The following is an 18,423-nucleotide window of genomic DNA, read 5'->3' as shown; positions in this document are numbered from 1 at the left end:
CGGTTAGTCAAGAATAGAGAGAGGTTCTAGATGAGTATAAAAGTCATTATTGCTGGTTTCAAGGGAAAGATGGGACAAGCAGCCTATAAAATGGTAACAGAAGATCCTGAGTTGGTATTGGCCGGTCTACTAGATCCCTTTACAGATGAAAAGGAAGTAGCGGGAGTTCCAGTTTTCAATACTAAAGAAGAACTTGCCGGTCTTCAGGCAGATGTCTGGATTGACTTTACGACTCCCAAAGTGGCTTATGAAAATACTCGCTTTGCCCTTGAGAATGGATTTGCTCCAGTGGTCGGAACGACAGGTTTTACGCCTGAGCAGATTGAAGAATTGACTGAACTATCGCGTCAAAAGAATCTTGGCGGTTTGATTGCCCCGAATTTTGCTCTGGGGGCTGTTTTGCTTATGCAATTTGCAGCCCAAGCAGCCAAGTATTTTCCAGATGTGGAGATTATCGAGCTGCATCATGACAACAAAAAAGATGCACCGAGTGGCACGGCTATCAAAACAGCTGAATTAATCAGTCAAGTTCGGATGAGTAAGCAGCAGGGAGCGGCCGACGAAGAAGAATCGTTGGCTGGCGCCCGTGGAGCTGCCTATGACGGCATGCGGATTCACTCAGTGCGTTTGCCGGGCTTAGTGGCCCATCAGGAAGTTATCTTTGGTAGTCAAGGAGAAGGGCTGACTTTGCGGCATGACTCCTATGACCGGGTTTCCTTTATGACTGGGGTAAATCTGGGTATCAAAGAGGTAGTGAAGCGCTCTGAATTGGTCTATGGATTGGAACATTTACTATGAGATTAGAGAAGATGCCTTCTGAGTTTCAGGAGGCTTTGCCAGTATTAGAGAAGATTAAAGAGGCTGGTTTTGAGGCTTATTTTGTCGGTGGTTCTGTACGAGATGCTCTGCTGAATCGGCCGATTCACGATGTAGATATTGCCAGCTCGGCCTATCCCGAGGAAATCAAAACAATCTTTCCTCGGACGGTTGATGTCGGCATTGAGCATGGAACGGTTCTGGTCTTGGAAGGCCAGGGGGAATACGAGATAACGACCTTTCGGACTGAGGATGTCTATGTGGACTACCGCAGGCCTAGTCAGGTCTCTTTTGTGCGCTCTTTGGAAGAAGACTTGAAGCGCAGGGATTTTACAATCAATGCTCTTGCTTTAAACCAAGAGGGCGAGATTGTAGACCTTTTTGATGGTTTGGCAGATATGAAAAATCGTACTCTGCGGGCAGTTGGAGTGGCTGCAGAGCGGTTCAATGAAGATGCTCTCCGCATCATGCGGGGCTTCCGTTTTCAGGCTGGTTTAGACTTTGATTTGGAAGACTTGACTTTTCAGGCTATGGCAGATTGCGCGCCGCTTCTAGAGAAAATATCGGTAGAGCGGATTTTTATCGAGTTTGACAAGCTCCTAATGGCACCTTTCTGGCGAAAAGGTCTGGAGAGCCTGATCAAAGCTGCTGCCTACGACTTTCTTCCTGATATGAAAGATTCAGCAGAGGCTTTGCAGGAACTACTAGACGGTTTAGAAGAAGATTTTCAATTTTCTAGTTCCGAGCAGGCTTGGGCAGCACTTTTACTGGCTTTAAAGGTAAAAGATGTTCGGAAGTTCTTGAAGCATTGGAAAACGTCCAATGATTTTCAAAAGCGAGTGAACCAGTTGGTAGCTGTTTATGAGATTCGGCAGGAACGGAGCCTCTCTAAGCGCGATTGCTATCAGTATGATTTGGGTTTGATTCTGCAAGCTGAAAGTTTGAGACAGGCAGCAGGCTTGCCAGTTGAGTTTGAGGCTATTGAAGCGACACATGCTGCTCTGACCATTCATGACAAACATGAGATTGTGATGACGGGCAGTCATTTGATCCGAGATTATGGCTTTAAACCAGGGCCAGAATTGGGACAAATCCTGACTAAAATTGAATGGGCCATTGTCGACGGAGAATTGGCAAATAGCAAGGAAGAAATTATGAACTTTATTAAGGAGCAAGTTGGATGAGTGACTTTATCGTTGAAAAGCTGACCAAGTCTGTCGGGGATAAGACAGTCTTTCAAGAGATTTCTTTTATCATTCACGACTTGGATCGGATTGGACTGATTGGGGTCAATGGGACAGGAAAAACCACTCTTTTGGATGTCTTGTCTGGCAAGTCAGGCTTTGATGGTGATGTATATCCCTTTTCAGCAAAATCTGACTATAAAATCTCCTATTTGACTCAGGAACCAGACTTCGATGAAGAGAAGACGGTCTTGGATACTGTTTTGTCCAGTGATTTGCGAGAAATGCAGCTCATTCGGGAATATGAACTGCTCATGGCAGCTTATGATGAAGCCAAGCAAGCTCGTCTGGACAAGGTCATGACAGAAATGGATTCGCTGCATGCTTGGGAGATTGAAAGTCAGGTAAAAACCGTCCTATCCAAGCTTGGTATCTCGGATTTGGCAGCAAAAATCAGCCAGCTTTCTGGTGGTTTACGCCGGCGGGTGCAGTTGGCGCAGGTCCTACTTTCAGAAGCGGACTTGCTGTTGTTGGATGAGCCGACCAACCATCTGGATATTGATACGATTGAGTGGCTGACAAATTTCCTGAAAAATTCAAAGAAGACAGTCCTCTTTATTACTCATGACCGCTATTTTTTGGATAATATTTCCACGCGGATTTTTGAATTGGACGGCGGGAGCTTGATTGAGTATCAGGGCAACTATCAGGATTATGTCCGACTCAAGGCTGAGCAAGATGAGCGCGATGCTGCCCTGCTACACAAGAAACAGCAGCTTTACAAGCAGGAGTTATCTTGGATGCGCCGTCAGCCTCAGGCGCGGGCGACCAAGCAGCAGGCACGTATCAATCGTTTCCATGACCTTAAAAGTGATTTGGCTGGTCAGACTAATCAGACAGACTTAGAGATGAACTTTGAAACCAGCCGTATTGGAAAGAAGGTTATTGAGTTTCAGGATGTGGATTTTGCATACGGAGACAAGCAGATTTTGTCGCATTTCAATCTCTTGCTGCAAAACAAAGATCGACTGGGCATTGTCGGAGATAATGGAGTGGGCAAGTCTACTTTGCTTAACCTAATTGCTGGTCAGTTGGAGCCTCAATCTGGTCAGGTCATAATCGGCGAGACAGTCCGAGTGGCTTATTTTTCTCAGCAGATTGAAGGGCTGGATGAGTCTAAGCGGGTCATCAATTACTTGCAGGAAGTGGCGGAAGAAGTTAAGAGTGGTAGCGGGACGACATCCATTGCTGAGATCTTGGAGCAATTTCTCTTCCCTCGCTCAAGCCACGGCACTTTGATTGAGAAGTTGTCTGGTGGAGAAAAGAAGCGGCTTTACTTGCTCAAGCTTTTACTAGAAAAGCCCAATGTCCTGCTTCTGGACGAGCCGACCAATGATTTGGATATCGCAACCTTGACAGTTCTAGAAAATTTCCTGCAGGGCTTTGCAGGGCCGGTGATCACAGTTAGCCACGATCGGTATTTCCTCGATAAGGTAGCCAGCAAGATTTTAGCTTTTGAGAATGGCGAGGTCAGAGAGTTCTTTGGCAACTACACGGACTATCTGGATGAGAAGGCTTTTAGACAATCCAGCGCAGCTATTTCCCAAAAGAAAGAAAAGGAAAAGCCCGTCAAGGCGCGGGAGCAGAAGAAGCGGATGAGCTACTTTGAAAAGCAAGAGTGGGAGACCATCGAGGCGGATATCGAGAAGCTGGAAGCACGCATCGCCACCATTGAGACGGAGATGGAGCAGAACGGTTCGGACTTTACCAAGTTATCGGAACTTCAGAAGGAGCTGGATGACAAGAATGAGCAGCTTCTTGAAAAGTATGAGCGCTATGAGTATCTGAGTGAGTTGGAGTAGGACAGTACGTAGTACATTAGTTGTGGATACAAGTTTGTGAGGGAGAATGATGGAAATACAGATTTATAGCAAGCCCAGTCAGGAAATCAAGGATCAGCTCTTTGAGCTGGTTCAAAACTGCCACGTTACAGATGGGACTTATCGTCTTCCTTATCTGGATAATGCCTATAATTTTGATGGGAATATACCAGCCTTTTTTCTGGCCAATCTAGATCACCAAATGGTCGGTTTTTTATCGGTTTATGCGGATGAGCCGGGTCAAGCAGAGGTATCTGTCTACGTATTACCTGAATATCGCAGACAGGGCATAGCGAGCGCTCTTTTACAGGAATTTTCCAAAATTGCAGAGAAATACGATTTATCTCAAATCGAATACATCAGCGAAGTCAAGTTTTTAACAGACCATCCGACCTTTGCTGAGAAGTTTGACTATGATTTGAAAGAAACGGAAATCTGGCTGGAGCAGGCAGCGGGGACTTTCCCTGAAGAAGAAAAAGAAGTCGTGGAAGTTTTACTGGGTAGAAAGGAAATGGTTGCGGAGATTGCAGCGTTTCAGTCGCAGATTTTTGAAATGCCGATGGATACTACACTTCACTATGCCAGTCAAGCGCTGGAGAGCCCAGATAGCCTGCTCTATGTCCTGAAAAAAGATGGTCAAATCGTGGCGTCCTGCTCGGTGGATACAAGTTTTGGTAGCGATTATCTGTTTGCCTTAGCTGTGGATCAGACCTTTCAAGGACAGGGCTTAGGGAGTCACCTAGTCAGGTCTATCCTGAATGACCTTGCTAGCCGAAATGGACAAGTCTGCCAAATTGTAGTAGAAGCTCAAAATACAGGTGCCCTGAGGCTATATGAAAGATTGGGCTTTAAACGAAAATCGGAAACAGTTTATTTAAAGAGAAAATAAAAAGATTAACCTCAGAGTAAAGGGCTATGGAGGTCAGGAGATCTGTTTATGATAAAGAGAAAAGAGCCGCTCTTAGTACAGGCTGGCTTGGTGCTAGGCTTACTAGCCTTGGGAAATTTAGTCGGTGATGTCAGTCAGTTCCTACGTTATCTTTTAGCAAGTCTGGCATTCTTGTTTTTCCTTCATCTAATGGTGGGAATGCTGACGCATACCAAGCAAGTCAAAGAGCAACTAGGGCAAGCACTAGTGGCCTCGGTCTTCCCGACTTTTTTCATGCAGGGAATGGTGGCTTCTACCTATCTAGCGAGCTGGACTTTTTTGGGAAATTTTGCCCGAATTAGTGCGCAAGTGCTGTGGTGGCTAAGCTTTGGCGGGTTGGTTTTCTTGATGGTCTATTATATCCTGACCTTTGTCTTCCCTTTCAAGTGGGAGAATGTTTTTCCTGCTTGGACGGTCTTATTTGTCGGGATTGGTGTCGCTCCTCTGACAATTGCAATTCCTCAGCAGTTAGCTTTGGGCCAGCTGGTCTTTTGGTATGGCCTTTTAGCGACACTCTTGGTCTTGCCAATCGTCCTTTATAAGACCTATAAAATCGGCTTAGCAGAGAATGTTCGCCCGAATACAACAACGATTTGTGCGCCTATTTCCTTGATGACAGCGGCTTATATGGCTAGTTTTGCTCAGCCAAATCCTGTCTTGTTGAGCTTACTCTTAATTTCAGGTCAATGCTTTTATGCCTTTATTTTGTGGCAACTGCCTCGATTGATCAATCGGCCTTTTTCAGCAGGATTTTCGGCCTTTACTTTCCCTTTGGTTATTTCAGCTGTGTCCTTGAAGCAATCTTTAAATATATTAAATTTCGGTCTAGCTGGGCAAATTCTGCTTGCTTTTGAAGTCTTAATAGCCCTGCTCGTCGTTCTTTATGTTACCTTCTTGTATGCAAAGGATATTTTGGGCAAATGAGGAAGATTTCAGAGATGTATTTCCAAGAGGAAAGTCACTGCCTTCCTTTGAGGAAGGCTGATTTTGTGGTATAATTAAGAGTATTTGTAAAAGGAAAAAGATATGAATATTCAACAATTGCGTTATGTAGTGGCCATTGCCAACAGCGGAACCTTCCGTGAAGCAGCAGAAAAGATGTATGTCAGCCAGCCCAGTCTATCTATCGCGGTGCGAGATTTGGAAAAGGAGCTAGGATTTAAGATTTTCCGCCGGACGAGTAGCGGAACCTTTCTGACTCGGCGGGGCATGGAATTTTACGAGAGAGCTCAGGAATTGGTCAAAGGATTTGATGTTTTTCAAAATCAGTATGCTAATCCTGAAGAGGAAAAGGATGAATTTTCCATTGCCAGTCAGCATTATGACTTTTTGCCACCTTTGATAACAGAGTTTTCTCAGCGCTATCCTGACTACAAGAATTTCCGGATTTTCGAGTCGACAACCGTGCAGATTTTGGATGAAGTAGCCCAAGGCCACAGTGAGATTGGGATTATTTATCTCAATAATCAGAATACTAAGGGTATCATGCAGCGGGTGGAGAAGCTCGGCTTGGAGGTTATTAAGCTAATTCCTTTCCAGACCCACATTTATCTGCGGGAAGATCATCCTCTGACTCAAAAGGAGGAACTGGTTATGGAGGATTTGGCTACCTTGCCAACCGTTCGCTTCACACAGGAAAAGGATGAGTACCTCTATTATTCTGAGAATTTTGTCGATACCAGCGCTAGCTCCCAGATGTTTAATGTGACGGATCGAGCTACGCTGAATGGGATTTTGGAGCGGACGGATGCTTATGCGACTGGATCTGGCTTTTTGGATAGCAACAGTGTAAATGGCATCACTGTCATCAAACTACGAGACAATTTAGACAATCACATGGTTTATGTCAAGAGGGAAGATGTAGAGCTGAGTCAGGTCGGAGAAGCCTTTGTAGCTGTTATGAAAGAATATTTTGCACAGAAAAGAGAAGTATGAAACGAAAGATTACCATTCCTTTTTTAGTTGTTCTTTTGATTGCTCTTGATCAAGCGGTCAAGTATTATATTGTTTCCAATTTTTCTTTGGGGCAGGTCAGAAAGTTTATTCCTAAGATTGTCAGTTTGACCTACTTGCGAAATACTGGTGCAGCCTTTTCTATCTTGGAAAATCAGCAGTGGTTTTTCGCTCTGATAACTTGTATCGTGATTGGAGTTGCCGTTTGGTATTTGATTAAAAATATCCAAGCTTCTAAGTGGATGCTGACGGGACTCATTCTAATTATTGCTGGTGGCTTGGGCAATTTCATTGATCGGATCCAGCAAGGATTTGTAGTGGATATGTTCCAGCTAGATTTTGTCAATTTTGCTATTTTTAACGTAGCGGATATGTACCTGACTGTTGGAGTAGCGATTTTATTACTGGTGATGTTGAAGGAAGAAACAAATGGAATTGAAAATTGATGCAGTAGCCGCAGGCCTGCGTTTGGATAAGGCAGTGGCGGACCTGACTGAGCTATCCCGTGGTTTAGCCAATGAACAGATAAAAAATGGCCAGATTTTGGTTAATGGAGAGGCAAAAAAAGCCAAGTATGCTGTCAAAGAGGGCGATGTCATTTCCTATGAAGTACCTGAGCCAGAGGTAGTTGAGTATGTGGCAGAGGATCTTCCGATAGAAATCGTCTATCAGGATGAAGATGTGGCTGTCGTCAACAAGCCACAAGGTATGGTGGTTCATCCTTCAGCTGGCCATACCAGCGGTACTCTGGTTAATGCTCTCATGTATCACATCAAAGACTTGTCTGGCATCAACGGAGTTCTCCGACCGGGAATTGTCCATCGGATTGATAAGGACACTTCTGGCCTTTTGATGATTGCCAAGAATGACCAGGCCCATCTGGCACTTGCAGAAGAGCTCAAGGATAAGAAATCCCTGCGTAAATATTGGGCGATTGTCCATGGCAATCTGCCTAATGATCGAGGAGTGATTGAGGCGCCTATTGGACGTAGTGAAAAAGACCGCAAGAAGCAGGCGGTTACAGCCAAGGGGAAACCCGCTCTGACACGTTTCCAAGTCTTGGAACGTTTTGGGGACTATACCTTGGTTGAGCTGCAGCTGGAGACGGGGCGGACGCATCAAATCCGTGTTCACATGGCTTATATCGGCCATCCAGTCGCTGGAGATGAGGTTTATGGACCACGTAAGACCCTGAAGGGCCATGGTCAATTTTTGCACGCACGAACACTGGGCTTCACCCATCCTCGGACTGGTGAAGTGCTGGAATTTACAGCTGAAGCGCCAGCTATTTTCCTAGAAACTCTTGAAAAACTCAGAAAAGTCCATGACTAATCGTCTCCGTATTTATGAGACTTTAGATAAATGGAAAATTAAGTCGACTGTCTTGGTTACAGTCGTTTTTATTTTCGAAAAATCATGATATAATAAATAGAATACCCTAAAAGGAAGAGAAAAATGAAGTTAGAAGATTTGAAAAAACGTCAGGAGAAGATCCGTAATTTCTCCATCATTGCCCACATTGACCATGGGAAATCAACCTTGGCTGACCGGATTTTGGAGGCGACTGAGACGGTTTCCAGCCGGGAAATGCAGGCCCAACTCTTGGACAGCATGGACTTGGAGCGGGAGCGCGGCATCACCATTAAGCTTAATGCTATCGAGCTCAATTATACTGCTAATGACGGAGAAACCTATATCTTCCACTTGATTGATACACCAGGACACGTGGACTTTACCTATGAGGTGTCACGGTCATTGGCGGCCTGTGAAGGCGCCATTCTGGTTGTGGATGCTGCTCAGGGGATTGAAGCTCAGACTCTTGCTAATGTTTATCTAGCGCTGGACAATGACTTGGAAATCCTGCCAGTTATCAATAAGATTGACCTGCCAGCTGCGGATCCAGAGCGGGTGCGGGCAGAGATTGAAGATGTGATTGGTTTGGATGCTAGCGAAGCCGTATTGGCTTCTGCCAAGGCTGGTATCGGAATTGAAGAAATTTTAGAGCAGATTGTGGAAAAAGTTCCAGCTCCGACTGGAAATGTTGAAGCACCGCTCAAAGCCTTGATTTTTGACTCGGTCTATGATGCCTATCGTGGGGTAATTTTGCAAGTACGGGTGATGGACGGCGTGGTTAAGCCAGGCGATACCATTCAGCTCATGAGCAATGGTAAGACCTTTGATGTAACTGAGGTCGGCATCTTTACACCTAAGGCCGTTGGACGTGATTTCTTAGCGACAGGGGATGTTGGTTATATTGCAGCTTCTATCAAGACGGTACAGGATACTCGGGTCGGAGATACAGTGACCTTGGCGAACAATCCAGCATCTGAGCCCCTGGACGGCTACAAGCAGATGAATCCGATGGTATTTGCGGGTCTCTATCCGATTGAGTCCAATAAATACAATGACCTGCGTGAGGCGCTTGAAAAGCTCCAGCTAAACGATGCTAGTCTGCAGTTTGAACCAGAAACATCTCAGGCATTGGGATTTGGATTCCGCTGTGGATTCCTTGGACTTCTTCATATGGATGTCATTCAGGAGCGCTTGGAGCGGGAATTCAATATTGACTTGATTATGACGGCTCCGTCTGTTATCTATAAGGTTAATCTGACAGATGGTGAAGCTATTGATGTCTCTAATCCGAGTGAGTTTCCGGATCCGACCAAGATTGACTCCATTGAGGAGCCTTATGTCAAGGCGCAGATTATGGTGCCGCAGGAATTTGTCGGAGCGGTGATGGAGTTGGCTCAGCGCAAGCGTGGTGACTTTGTGACCATGGACTATATCGACGATAATCGAGTCAATGTTATCTATCAGATCCCACTTGCTGAAATCGTCTTTGACTTCTTTGATAAGCTCAAGTCCTCTACTCGTGGCTATGCTAGTTTTGACTACGAAATCTCTGAGTATCGCTCGTCCAAGCTGGTTAAGATGGATATTCTCCTCAATGGCGACAAGGTTGATGCCCTTAGCTTTATCGTTCACAAGGAATTTGCTTATGAGCGCGGTAAGCTGATTGTTGATAAGCTCAAGAAAATCATTCCTCGTCAACAATTTGAAGTACCCATTCAGGCTGCTATCGGTCATAAGATTGTGGCTCGTACTGATATCAAGGCTCTTCGTAAAAACGTACTTGCCAAGTGTTATGGTGGTGACGTTTCTCGGAAGCGCAAACTTCTAGAAAAACAAAAAGCCGGTAAAAAACGAATGAAAGCTATCGGATCTGTCGAAGTCCCACAAGAGGCCTTCCTCAGCGTCCTGAGTATGGATGAGGAATAAAGTCCGGTGGACTTTAATCGCCTGATTCCTGGAGTATAAAGGCGAAGGAAATTTCAGTCGATATTATTAACCCGAGCTAGGAAATAGGAGAGAGGTAAATCTTGGATAAACCGATTATTTTGATAATAGATACATGTTTCTTTTTTGGCCTTACAAATTTAGTCTTATACCTATTCTATCGACGGGAGAAGAATATTCAGAAAAAATGTACTGCTAAAATTTCAGGTATAGTGGTTGATTATGATAACCGTAATGAAATGGTTATCCCTTTGCCTATTGTAGAATATCTCGTGAATGGGGAAACATACAGAAAAAAATTTGAATATGCTTATTATGTAGAAACTCCTAGGAAGAAAGAGCAAAAAGATGTCTTTGACAGGAAATATATTCTTAGCGCTGGAAAGAATCTACAGTTAAGAGAAATATTCCCAAAAGGCTCAGCCATGACGGTTTATTATAATCCTGAAAAGCCTGAAAAAGCCTTTGTAGAACGTTATGCAGGCCTTGATAGAATCTTTAGGTTGCTAATAATAATCTTTTCCATTATTGGTTTTGTTTTAATTGCGGTAATACTAGGAATTTCTTTATTGAAATAATAGCTACTTGAAATTTTTTGATGAAATAAAAATTGCTCTGTTGGTATCAGGAAGAGAGGCTTACTTACTCCACTATCTTCCCTTTTCTCCCCCCCACAGTAAAGATTTTTAGTAATCTAAAAAATGTGGTAGAATATAAATATCATTCAATCTACCCTGTAAAAGGAGTTTCGCCATGAAAAAGAAGTACTTTCTGCTCTCCCTGACTATCTTAGCCGGTCTGTCTCTGGCTTCTTGTGGTCTTATTAAAAATTATGGTAATCGGAAATCGTCTACTTCTAGTAGTACAACTAGTCAAGTTTCTCAAAAAGATAGCAGCAAATCTGATAAAGCTAGTGACAAAGATGTTTCTACTACGACTGAGACTAAACGCATTGGCTCGGCTGATTACGGCTATATCGATATTCCAAGTAATTGGATCAAGTTCACCGACTTAGATGGTGGCGACAGCGTTCAGTTCACAGATGGCTCAGCTTATAATATCGTTACCATGAATGGCTATACTAGAGAAAAAGCTCATGTCCAAGATGGGGAAACTTTCAATGCTGAGTTAATTGCCCAGCGACTGGCCTATAGTTGGAATGATAATAAAGATGTAGAAAAAATGTGGGGAGCAAAATCCGCTGTTTCTGGCAATGAAGCTTTCCAACTGAATGTAATTATGAAATCAGGGCAGTTAGTTGTTTCTTGGGTTTTCCAAAAAGACGACAAGGTCTATTTAATCTCTTTTGAAGGCGACCGAGAAACTTTGGCTTCTGTTATTTCCTACATAGAAGAAACATGGAGCCTTGATGAAAAAAGGGCCAACTAACAATCTTTAAAACAAAGTAAATGAGAGTGGGACAGAAATCGGTAATTCGTTAGAATTCGATTTCGTCGTCTCACCTCCGCACAGTTGAGTAGGGCTGTAAAAACTGATGAAATCAGCGTAGTAGAGCCCACTCAACCACTGCGTCTTGCTCGATAATCCAAAGACAATTGAGAGGCTAGGACTTTTGTCCTAGTCTCATTTTTTTGAGATTTATGATATAATGCTAACGAAAATCAACTGATTAGAAAGTAGTTTATGACCCAAGAAATCGACCTTGAAAAGTACCATCAGTTAGCTCTGCAAAAGCAGAAAGAGCATCGAAAATTTTTAGCCAGTCTCAAGAAAAAGCCACCAAAAAACCTCGATAAGATTGCCCAGCAGATTCATGATGAGGTCTTTGAGGAGATTGACTGTACAGCCTGTGCCAATTGCTGCAAGACTTTAGGACCAGACTTTAAGGAAGCCGATATTGTCCGTATTGCCAAGTATTTCAAGATGAAGCTGCCGGCTTTTGAAGAGGAATTTCTGCAGGTGGACGAAGACGGTGACAAGATCTTCAAGGCCATGCCTTGTCCTTTTTTAGGTGGAGACAATCTCTGCTCGATCTACGATGTTCGTCCCAAGGCCTGCCGCGAGTTTCCCCATACAGACCGCAAGAAGATTCATCAGATTAATCATCTGACAATCAAAAATACACTGACCTGTCCAGCGGCCTATCTCTTTGTGGAGAAGTTACGGGATAGGTTGTAGAAATCCCCTAAATCTTGTACAAAAATTCTAGGGTGGAAGTATCTGAGATCTGTTAGACTATAGTCAAGAGGTGAAAAAGAATATGATGCATCAATTCAATCGAACCATGGAATATCTGGAAAGTAAGTTGGACGCAGAAGTGGATTTGCAGAAATTCCAGCAGCTATCAGGCTATTCTTATGCTCTCTTTAGTAGGCTCTTTTCCATCCTAGCAGATATGACTTTAGCAGAATACTTGCGCAATCGCAGGCTGTCAGAAGCTGTGACGGACTTGCGGGAAAGCTCTGAGAAAGTCATTGACATAGCGATGAAATACGGCTATGAGTCTGCGGATGCCTTCAGCGCAGCCTTTAAGAAATTCCATGGTGCAACCCCCTCAGAAGTTCGAAATGGAAAACCTTATCGGGTCTTTCCTAGACTTCAATTATCCTTAAAGATTACAGGAGGAAAGAATATGGATATCAAGATTCAAAAGAAACCTGCTTTTACCGTGGCAGGCGTCCTATTGGAAGCTATTGACAATAGCCAGTGCCCGTCTGTATGGGAGCAGCTCTATGCCAATCACAGCTTTGAAAGCCTGGAAAGTCTGGGCAGTGGCCAATCCTTTGGCATCTGCTCGGATGTCAAAGAAGGCGAAATCATCAACTATATGGCCGCTTATGATGTCGCGGATAAAGCGAAAGCAGAAGCCCTAGGCCTTTCTATCAAGGAAATCCCAGCAGCTGAATATGCAATCGTACCAGTCAAGGGGGCTATACCTGCCAGCATCCACCATGCTTGGAAATATGTCTTGGAAGTCTTCTTCCCAGAAACAGGTTATCGCCACTCAGGAGCACCAGACTTTGAAGTTTACACCGAGGGAGACATGTCCTCGCCAGACTATCAAATGGAACTCTGGATACCTGTGGTGAAATAGATTAGAAATCAGCCGTTCATTTTTGAGCGGTTGATTTTTTGTGCATTGTGGTATAATGTCCACATTTTACTTAGCAGTCCTAATTTTATATATAGATTGAGTCTCAGATCGCTCTTTTAAATATCAGCAATACATATAACTTTGAATAACTCGCTTCAACTCATTGTTTTATGAGTAATTTAAAAAATATATTTTTCGATGATTGTTTCATGCCTAATTAGGTAAATTAGCCATTCTTCGCGCGGTCGTATTTATATTTTCATCGTTTGAGGGAAGATCTTACCGTTTGCAAATTGATGCTTAAGTCGATATATTCTTCCTTCTCAAATATTTTCTAAATCATTTAATCTTTTTAAAGATAAGAACCGCTTTCTAATTAATCAAAGACTACTTTAAATTTTTCAACTCTTGATAACATGAGAAAACCTCCGTAAAATGATTCAATTTATTATAGCAAAAATAGACAATCTATAGAGTTAGGATTAAATGAAATTGACATTTGAAAGCGCTAAATGTATAATTTTTGTTAAACAAGAAAGAATGAGGTAACGATATGAATAAAACAGAATTACTGTTACAAAGACTAGATGAGATTGGTCAGTCTCTAAAAGATTCGAACCAAGCACTAGCTTTGCTGGCACTTGGTTCTTGCGGAGCAGAAAGAGAACGATTGGATCAGTACTCAGATTTAGACTTCTTTGTTATTGTAAAAGATGGCTACAAGCAGGCCTATATCCGGGACCTAACCTGGTTAAGTAAGCTAGAACCAATTGCATTTCACTACCAAAATACAGTGGACGGACATAAAGTTCTATTTGAAGATGATGTTTTTTGTGAATTTGCTGTCTTTGAAGCTCATGAACTAGTAAACATTCCCTTCGCTGAAGGCAAGATTATCTGGAAGGAGGTCGGTTTTGATGGAACAATCTGCCAGCCACAAAGATTGCCATCAAAAGAAAATAGAGACCGTGAATGGCTGTTGGGAGAAATTTTATGTAATCTATATATAGGACTAGGTCGTTATCAACGAGGCGAAAAATTGGCTGCTTATGATTTCATCCAAAACAGATCTGTCAAGCTCTGGACTGAACTAATCAATTTGGAAAAAACTTCTAAATCTAATTTTATAGATATTTTTAACAGCAACAGACGATTTGAAAAAGGTTATCCAAATGATGCCAAACAATTACCCTACTTTTTGCAAGGTTACGAACGAATTTCTGAATCTGCTCAGGCACTCCTAGAATATCTTGACAAACACTATCCTCTTAACACATTTATAAAAGAAAAAATTCGTAATTTATTATAAAAGAGACTTTCCAAAAAATAATCTAAATCCCAAAAGTTAGGTATCTTTGTCAACTATAATGGATTAATGAAATTTTAAAACCTGTAGAAGGTAATTGACGTCCTCTCCTTTCTTATGTTCAGAGTGAGAAAGATTTATTTCTTAAAGTTACCAAAGTTATCAAATCCAAAGGTATTGTATTTGATTGGTTTAATCAGAGCCTAAAAAGCGCCTTTGAGGTTACTTTTTTAGTTGAGCTTAGCGTTTACTTTAGCTATTGGACTGCTGGGTACAGTCTGGGTACAGTATGATATAATAAATCTACTACAATTGCAGAAAGGATTTCGATTTTGTCATACAAATTTCTACTTTTCGACCTTGATCATACGTTGCTGGATTTTGATACGGCAGAAGACATCGCGCTGACGCATTTTTTGGAGGAGCAGGGCGTAACGGAGATCCAGACCTACAAAGACTATTATATTCCCATGAACAAGGGGCTTTGGCGGGATTTGGAGCAGGGGAAAATCACCAAGCCAGAGCTGGTCAATACGCGCTTTTCTCGTCTTTTTGCTCATTTTGGCATTGAGAAAGATGGCGCCGAGTTAGCCCTTCTCTATCAGCAGCACATTGCTCAGCAAGGACAAACCTACGCTGGTGCTAGCGAGCTTTTGGACAGTCTGACAGCAGCTGATTATGAGATTTACGGAGCGACCAATGGTATCACAGCTATTCAGACCGGTCGCATGGCTCATTCTGATATTGTGCCCTATTTTAATCACATTTTCATTTCGGAAAAGATGGGAACTCAGAAGCCTGAGGCTTTGTTTTATGAAAAAATAGCAGAGCAGATACCGGATTTTGATCTGTCTCAGGCTTTGATGATTGGGGACTCCTTGACAGCAGATATTGCAGGAGCTAATAATGCAGGCATGGACTCTCTCTGGTACAATCCTAAGAAGCTGATTAACAATAGCAGTGCGCAGCCGACTTATACGGTATCTTCTTATGAAGAAATTAAAAAATTACTGCTTTGAAAAAAATTTGTAAGTCTGTCAAGAAAAAAACTTGACACCTGTTTTTAATCTGCTATAATAGAACATGTGCTAAATAGCTCAGCTATTTCACCGAAATAAAAAATAAGAAAAGAGAAATTTTAAAAATGGCAGTAAAAATCCGTTTGACTCGTATGGGTTCTAAGAAAAAACCTTTCTACCGTATCAACGTTGCAGACTCACGTTCACCACGTGACGGACGTTTCATCGAAACAGTTGGAACTTACAACCCACTTGTTGAAGAAAACCAAGTGACTTTGAAAGAAGATCGCGTTCTTGCATGGTTGGCTGATGGAGCTCAACCTTCAGATACAGTTCGCAACATCCTTTCAAAAGCAGGTGTTTTGAAGAAATTCCACGATTCAAAATACTCTAAATAATAGAAGTGCAGGTTGATATATGGACACGATTGAAAATCTCATTATTGCGATAGTGAAACCTTTGATTTCACAGCCAGATGCCTTAACTATCAAGATTGAAGATACGCCTGAGTTTTTAGAGTATCATCTTGATCTTGATCCAAGCGATGTTGGACGTGTGATCGGTCGTAAAGGTCGTACTATCTCCGCTATAAGGACGATTGTTTACTCTGTCCCAACCGAGTACAAAAAAGTTCGCATCGTCATTGATGAGAAATAAGAAGCAGCGGGGCCATGTGTCCCGTTTTTCTATGGCCCTTAATGAAACAAGCCGTTAGGCGCAGTTGAATTTAGGGCCATTGATGCAGTTCGAGCTCCGCGAGAACTACGTTCCTTATTATCCTTAATAAAACAAGCCGTTAGGCGTAGTTGAATTTAGGGCCATTGATGCAGTTCGAGCTTCGCGAGAACTACATTCCTTATTATCCTTAATGAAACAAGCCGTTAGGCGCAGTTGAATTTAGGGCCATTGATGCAGATCTAGTTCCGCGAGAACTACATTCCTTATTATCCTTAATGAAACAAGCCGTTAGGTGTAGTTGAATTTAGGGCCATTGATGCAGTTCAAGCTTCGCGAGAACTAGGTACTTCATTTAAGATAAAAACGAAATGCAGGGGCGAGTTTAGAGAAATTCGAAACCGGAGGACATATGAAGTCAGAAGATTATGCTTGGAACGCTCATGAGCGCAAGTCTTATGAGAATGATCAAGTGATTTTACCGAGCCCTTATAAGCTAAAAATTCTGGATGATAGTGAGAAGAGATTTGAATTGGAGCTTGTTTTGGAGGAATTTCCTCAGGGGCAACTGGCTCGATGGGCTATGAAAATGGCGTCAAGCTTTATAGCCCTGATTGATGCGGAAGATGAGTCTGAAAAGCAGAAGATTTTGACTCAGGTAAGAGAGGTTTTTCAGGCTCGACTTGATAGGAGGGCATCTGCCTATGAACTAAGGCAGGCTGGTTTCTTGGCTAACAAACTGTCGCAGCAAGCCCAATCACAAATCGGTAAATATGCTGCGCGTGTCTTTGCCCAAGCAATCGCAACAGGCCACATGCGGGGCCATGCTATTGTCGCAGCGGATTATGCCATCAAAGTCAGAAACTTGCAGAGTCCAGATGATATGCAGCAGGCTGTCAAGGAAAGAGAAAGACAGATAGAGGTGGCCTCTGCTTTTATTAGATCAGGAAAGGAAACTTTATGAAGCATTTATTTTCACGTTTGTCACCAGCGCAAAAGATTATCTTGTCTTTTATTCTGGTGATATTCTGTGGCTCCTTGCTACTCAGTCTGCCTTGGGTGCAGACGGCTAGTTCCCAAGCGGGCTATCTGGATCATCTTTTTACAGCTGTCTCGATGGTCTGTGTGACAGGGCTTTTTACACGATCGGTTGTGGATACATACAATGTCTGGGGACAGCTCCTTTGTATGCTGCTGATTCAGATTGGTGGTTTGGGAATCCTGACTTTTATCGGATTTTTCACCATGGAAAGTCGGAAGAAGCTCAGCCTCAAGGATCGCCGCATTCTGCGGGATAGTTTTAGTTATGGGCACAATCGTACCTTGGGTCAATTTGTCCGCTCGATTTTTATCACGACTTTTACTATTGAAGGACTGGGCGCTCTCCTTCTTATGATTCGCTTCATTCCTAAGTTTGGCTTGGGAAAAGGGATTTTTAATTCTATCTTTTTAGCTGTTTCTGCATTTTGTAATGCAGGATTTGATAATTTTGGCAATGATAGCCTACTAGGCTTGCAGACAGATGTTTTGGTCAATATCACCTTGGCTCTCCTCATTATTACTGGAGGACTTGGCTTTATGGTCTGGTTTGACTTGGCGACTAAATTGGGAGGAAAACAGAAGGGGCTTCACTTTCATACCAAGGTAGTCTTGCTGCTGACTGCTGGTCTCCTCGTCTTTGGGACGGTCACGAGTCTCTGGACGGAGTATAATAATCCTGGAACGATTGGCAATCTTTCCTTTGGTGATAAGCTACTGGTCAGCTTTTTCCAGACAGTCAGCATGAGGACAGCTGGCTTTGCTTCCATCGATTATACGGCTGCTCGTCCAGTAACCCTATTTATCTATCTGCTCCAGATGTTTTTAGGAGGGGCTCCGGGTGGTACAGCGGGCGGTCTGAAAATTACCACCTTCTTAGTTCTTTTGCTTTTCGCTCGTAAGGAGATTTTGAGCTTGCCACATACCAATCTTGGTCGGAGAACGCTGGCTCCTCAACTAGTGCAGAAGGCTTTTGGTGTGACAGTGATTTTTCAGCTGACATTTCTGCTTGGTCTTTTGGCTCTTGGGCTAGTGACCGATAGCAGTCATCGTTTTATTTACCTGATATTTGAGACTGTGTCGGCACTGGCTACAGTTGGTGTGACAGCCAATATCACTACCAGCCTCAATACAGCTGGTATGGTTGTGATTATGTTGCTGATGTTTATTGGACGGGTGGGGCCGCTGACTCTTATGGTCAGTCTTAACCATTATCAACCGAAGAAGGCGACTACCTTGCACTACAGCAAGGCGGACATTATGATTGGATAG

Annotated in this window: 19 protein-coding genes; all 19 read left to right on the top strand. The window is 43.0% G+C overall.

The annotated features are described in order from the left end of the window. Nucleotides 1-30: 30 nt before the first annotated feature. The 19 genes from dapB (at nucleotide 31) to FZ954_RS03885 (ending at nucleotide 18,423) form a co-directional block, all read left to right on the top strand. The gene (gene dapB / locus FZ954_RS03975; protein ID WP_148877291.1) at nucleotides 31-798 is read left to right on the top strand and encodes a 4-hydroxy-tetrahydrodipicolinate reductase; all 768 of its coding nucleotides are present in this window, start codon (nucleotides 31-33) and stop codon (nucleotides 796-798) included. Then, entirely contained in the window at nucleotides 795-2,000 is a 1,206-nt protein-coding gene (locus FZ954_RS03970) for a CCA tRNA nucleotidyltransferase (RefSeq protein ID WP_148877289.1), read from the top strand. The genes dapB and FZ954_RS03970 overlap by 4 nt, the downstream gene beginning before the upstream one ends. Continuing rightward, a complete protein-coding gene (locus FZ954_RS03965; protein ID WP_148877286.1) occupies nucleotides 1,997-3,862 on the top strand; it encodes an ABC-F family ATP-binding cassette domain-containing protein in 1,866 nt (621 codons plus the stop codon). Before FZ954_RS03970 ends, FZ954_RS03965 begins: the two co-directional genes overlap by 4 nt. 49 nt (nucleotides 3,863-3,911) lie before the next feature. Next, a complete protein-coding gene (locus FZ954_RS03960; RefSeq protein ID WP_148877638.1) occupies nucleotides 3,912-4,769 on the top strand; it encodes a GNAT family N-acetyltransferase in 858 nt (285 codons plus the stop codon). A gap of 48 nt (nucleotides 4,770-4,817) precedes the next feature. Continuing rightward, nucleotides 4,818-5,732 carry a TDT family transporter gene (locus tag FZ954_RS03955; protein ID WP_148877284.1) on the top strand — a complete coding sequence of 305 codons (915 nt, stop codon included), beginning with the start codon at nucleotides 4,818-4,820 and terminating at the stop codon, nucleotides 5,730-5,732. A gap of 102 nt (nucleotides 5,733-5,834) precedes the next feature. After that, a complete protein-coding gene (locus tag FZ954_RS03950; RefSeq protein WP_148877282.1) occupies nucleotides 5,835-6,743 on the top strand; it encodes a LysR family transcriptional regulator in 909 nt (302 codons plus the stop codon). Continuing rightward, a complete protein-coding gene (lspA, locus tag FZ954_RS03945) occupies nucleotides 6,740-7,207 on the top strand; it encodes a signal peptidase II (protein WP_125387769.1) in 468 nt (155 codons plus the stop codon). The genes FZ954_RS03950 and lspA overlap by 4 nt, the downstream gene beginning before the upstream one ends. Then, nucleotides 7,191-8,093, top strand: a complete 903-nt coding sequence (locus FZ954_RS03940; protein ID WP_148877279.1) for an RluA family pseudouridine synthase — start codon at nucleotides 7,191-7,193, stop codon at nucleotides 8,091-8,093. Before lspA ends, FZ954_RS03940 begins: the two co-directional genes overlap by 17 nt. 123 nt (nucleotides 8,094-8,216) lie before the next feature. Next, the gene (gene lepA, locus FZ954_RS03935) at nucleotides 8,217-10,040 is read left to right on the top strand and encodes a translation elongation factor 4 (protein ID WP_148877277.1); all 1,824 of its coding nucleotides are present in this window, start codon (nucleotides 8,217-8,219) and stop codon (nucleotides 10,038-10,040) included. Between the two features lie 101 nt (nucleotides 10,041-10,141). Beyond that, entirely contained in the window at nucleotides 10,142-10,636 is a 495-nt protein-coding gene (locus FZ954_RS03930; protein WP_187423321.1) for a DUF3592 domain-containing protein, read from the top strand. 175 nt (nucleotides 10,637-10,811) lie between these two features. Further along, the gene (locus FZ954_RS03925; RefSeq protein ID WP_148877274.1) at nucleotides 10,812-11,447 is read left to right on the top strand and encodes a hypothetical protein; all 636 of its coding nucleotides are present in this window, start codon (nucleotides 10,812-10,814) and stop codon (nucleotides 11,445-11,447) included. Between the two features lie 255 nt (nucleotides 11,448-11,702). Beyond that, nucleotides 11,703-12,197: a YkgJ family cysteine cluster protein gene (locus FZ954_RS03920; protein WP_148877272.1), complete on the top strand. Its 495-nt coding sequence runs from the start codon at nucleotides 11,703-11,705 to the stop codon at nucleotides 12,195-12,197. An 82-nt stretch (nucleotides 12,198-12,279) separates the two neighbouring features. After that, entirely contained in the window at nucleotides 12,280-13,113 is an 834-nt protein-coding gene (locus tag FZ954_RS03915) for an AraC family transcriptional regulator (RefSeq protein ID WP_148877270.1), read from the top strand. 553 nt (nucleotides 13,114-13,666) lie between these two features. After that, nucleotides 13,667-14,422 (top strand): hypothetical protein, encoded by a 756-nt coding sequence (locus tag FZ954_RS03910; protein WP_148877267.1) that lies wholly within the window; start codon nucleotides 13,667-13,669, stop codon nucleotides 14,420-14,422. 329 nt (nucleotides 14,423-14,751) lie between these two features. Continuing rightward, a complete protein-coding gene (locus tag FZ954_RS03905) occupies nucleotides 14,752-15,438 on the top strand; it encodes a YjjG family noncanonical pyrimidine nucleotidase (protein ID WP_148877265.1) in 687 nt (228 codons plus the stop codon). A 125-nt stretch (nucleotides 15,439-15,563) separates the two neighbouring features. Continuing rightward, entirely contained in the window at nucleotides 15,564-15,836 is a 273-nt protein-coding gene (gene rpsP, locus FZ954_RS03900; RefSeq protein ID WP_005590447.1) for a 30S ribosomal protein S16, read from the top strand. Between the two features lie 19 nt (nucleotides 15,837-15,855). Next, a complete protein-coding gene (gene kphA / locus FZ954_RS03895; protein ID WP_005590445.1) occupies nucleotides 15,856-16,095 on the top strand; it encodes an RNA-binding protein KphA in 240 nt (79 codons plus the stop codon). Between the two features lie 430 nt (nucleotides 16,096-16,525). Further along, entirely contained in the window at nucleotides 16,526-17,077 is a 552-nt protein-coding gene (locus tag FZ954_RS03890; protein ID WP_148877263.1) for a putative immunity protein, read from the top strand. Further along, nucleotides 17,074-18,423, top strand: a complete 1,350-nt coding sequence (locus FZ954_RS03885; RefSeq protein ID WP_148877261.1) for a TrkH family potassium uptake protein — start codon at nucleotides 17,074-17,076, stop codon at nucleotides 18,421-18,423. Before FZ954_RS03890 ends, FZ954_RS03885 begins: the two co-directional genes overlap by 4 nt.

This window comes from Streptococcus sp. Marseille-P7375, from assembly GCF_902460365.1.
Lineage (GTDB): Bacteria > Bacillota > Bacilli > Lactobacillales > Streptococcaceae > Streptococcus > Streptococcus cristatus_I.
This window is presented reverse-complemented; position numbering and strand designations above follow the sequence as displayed.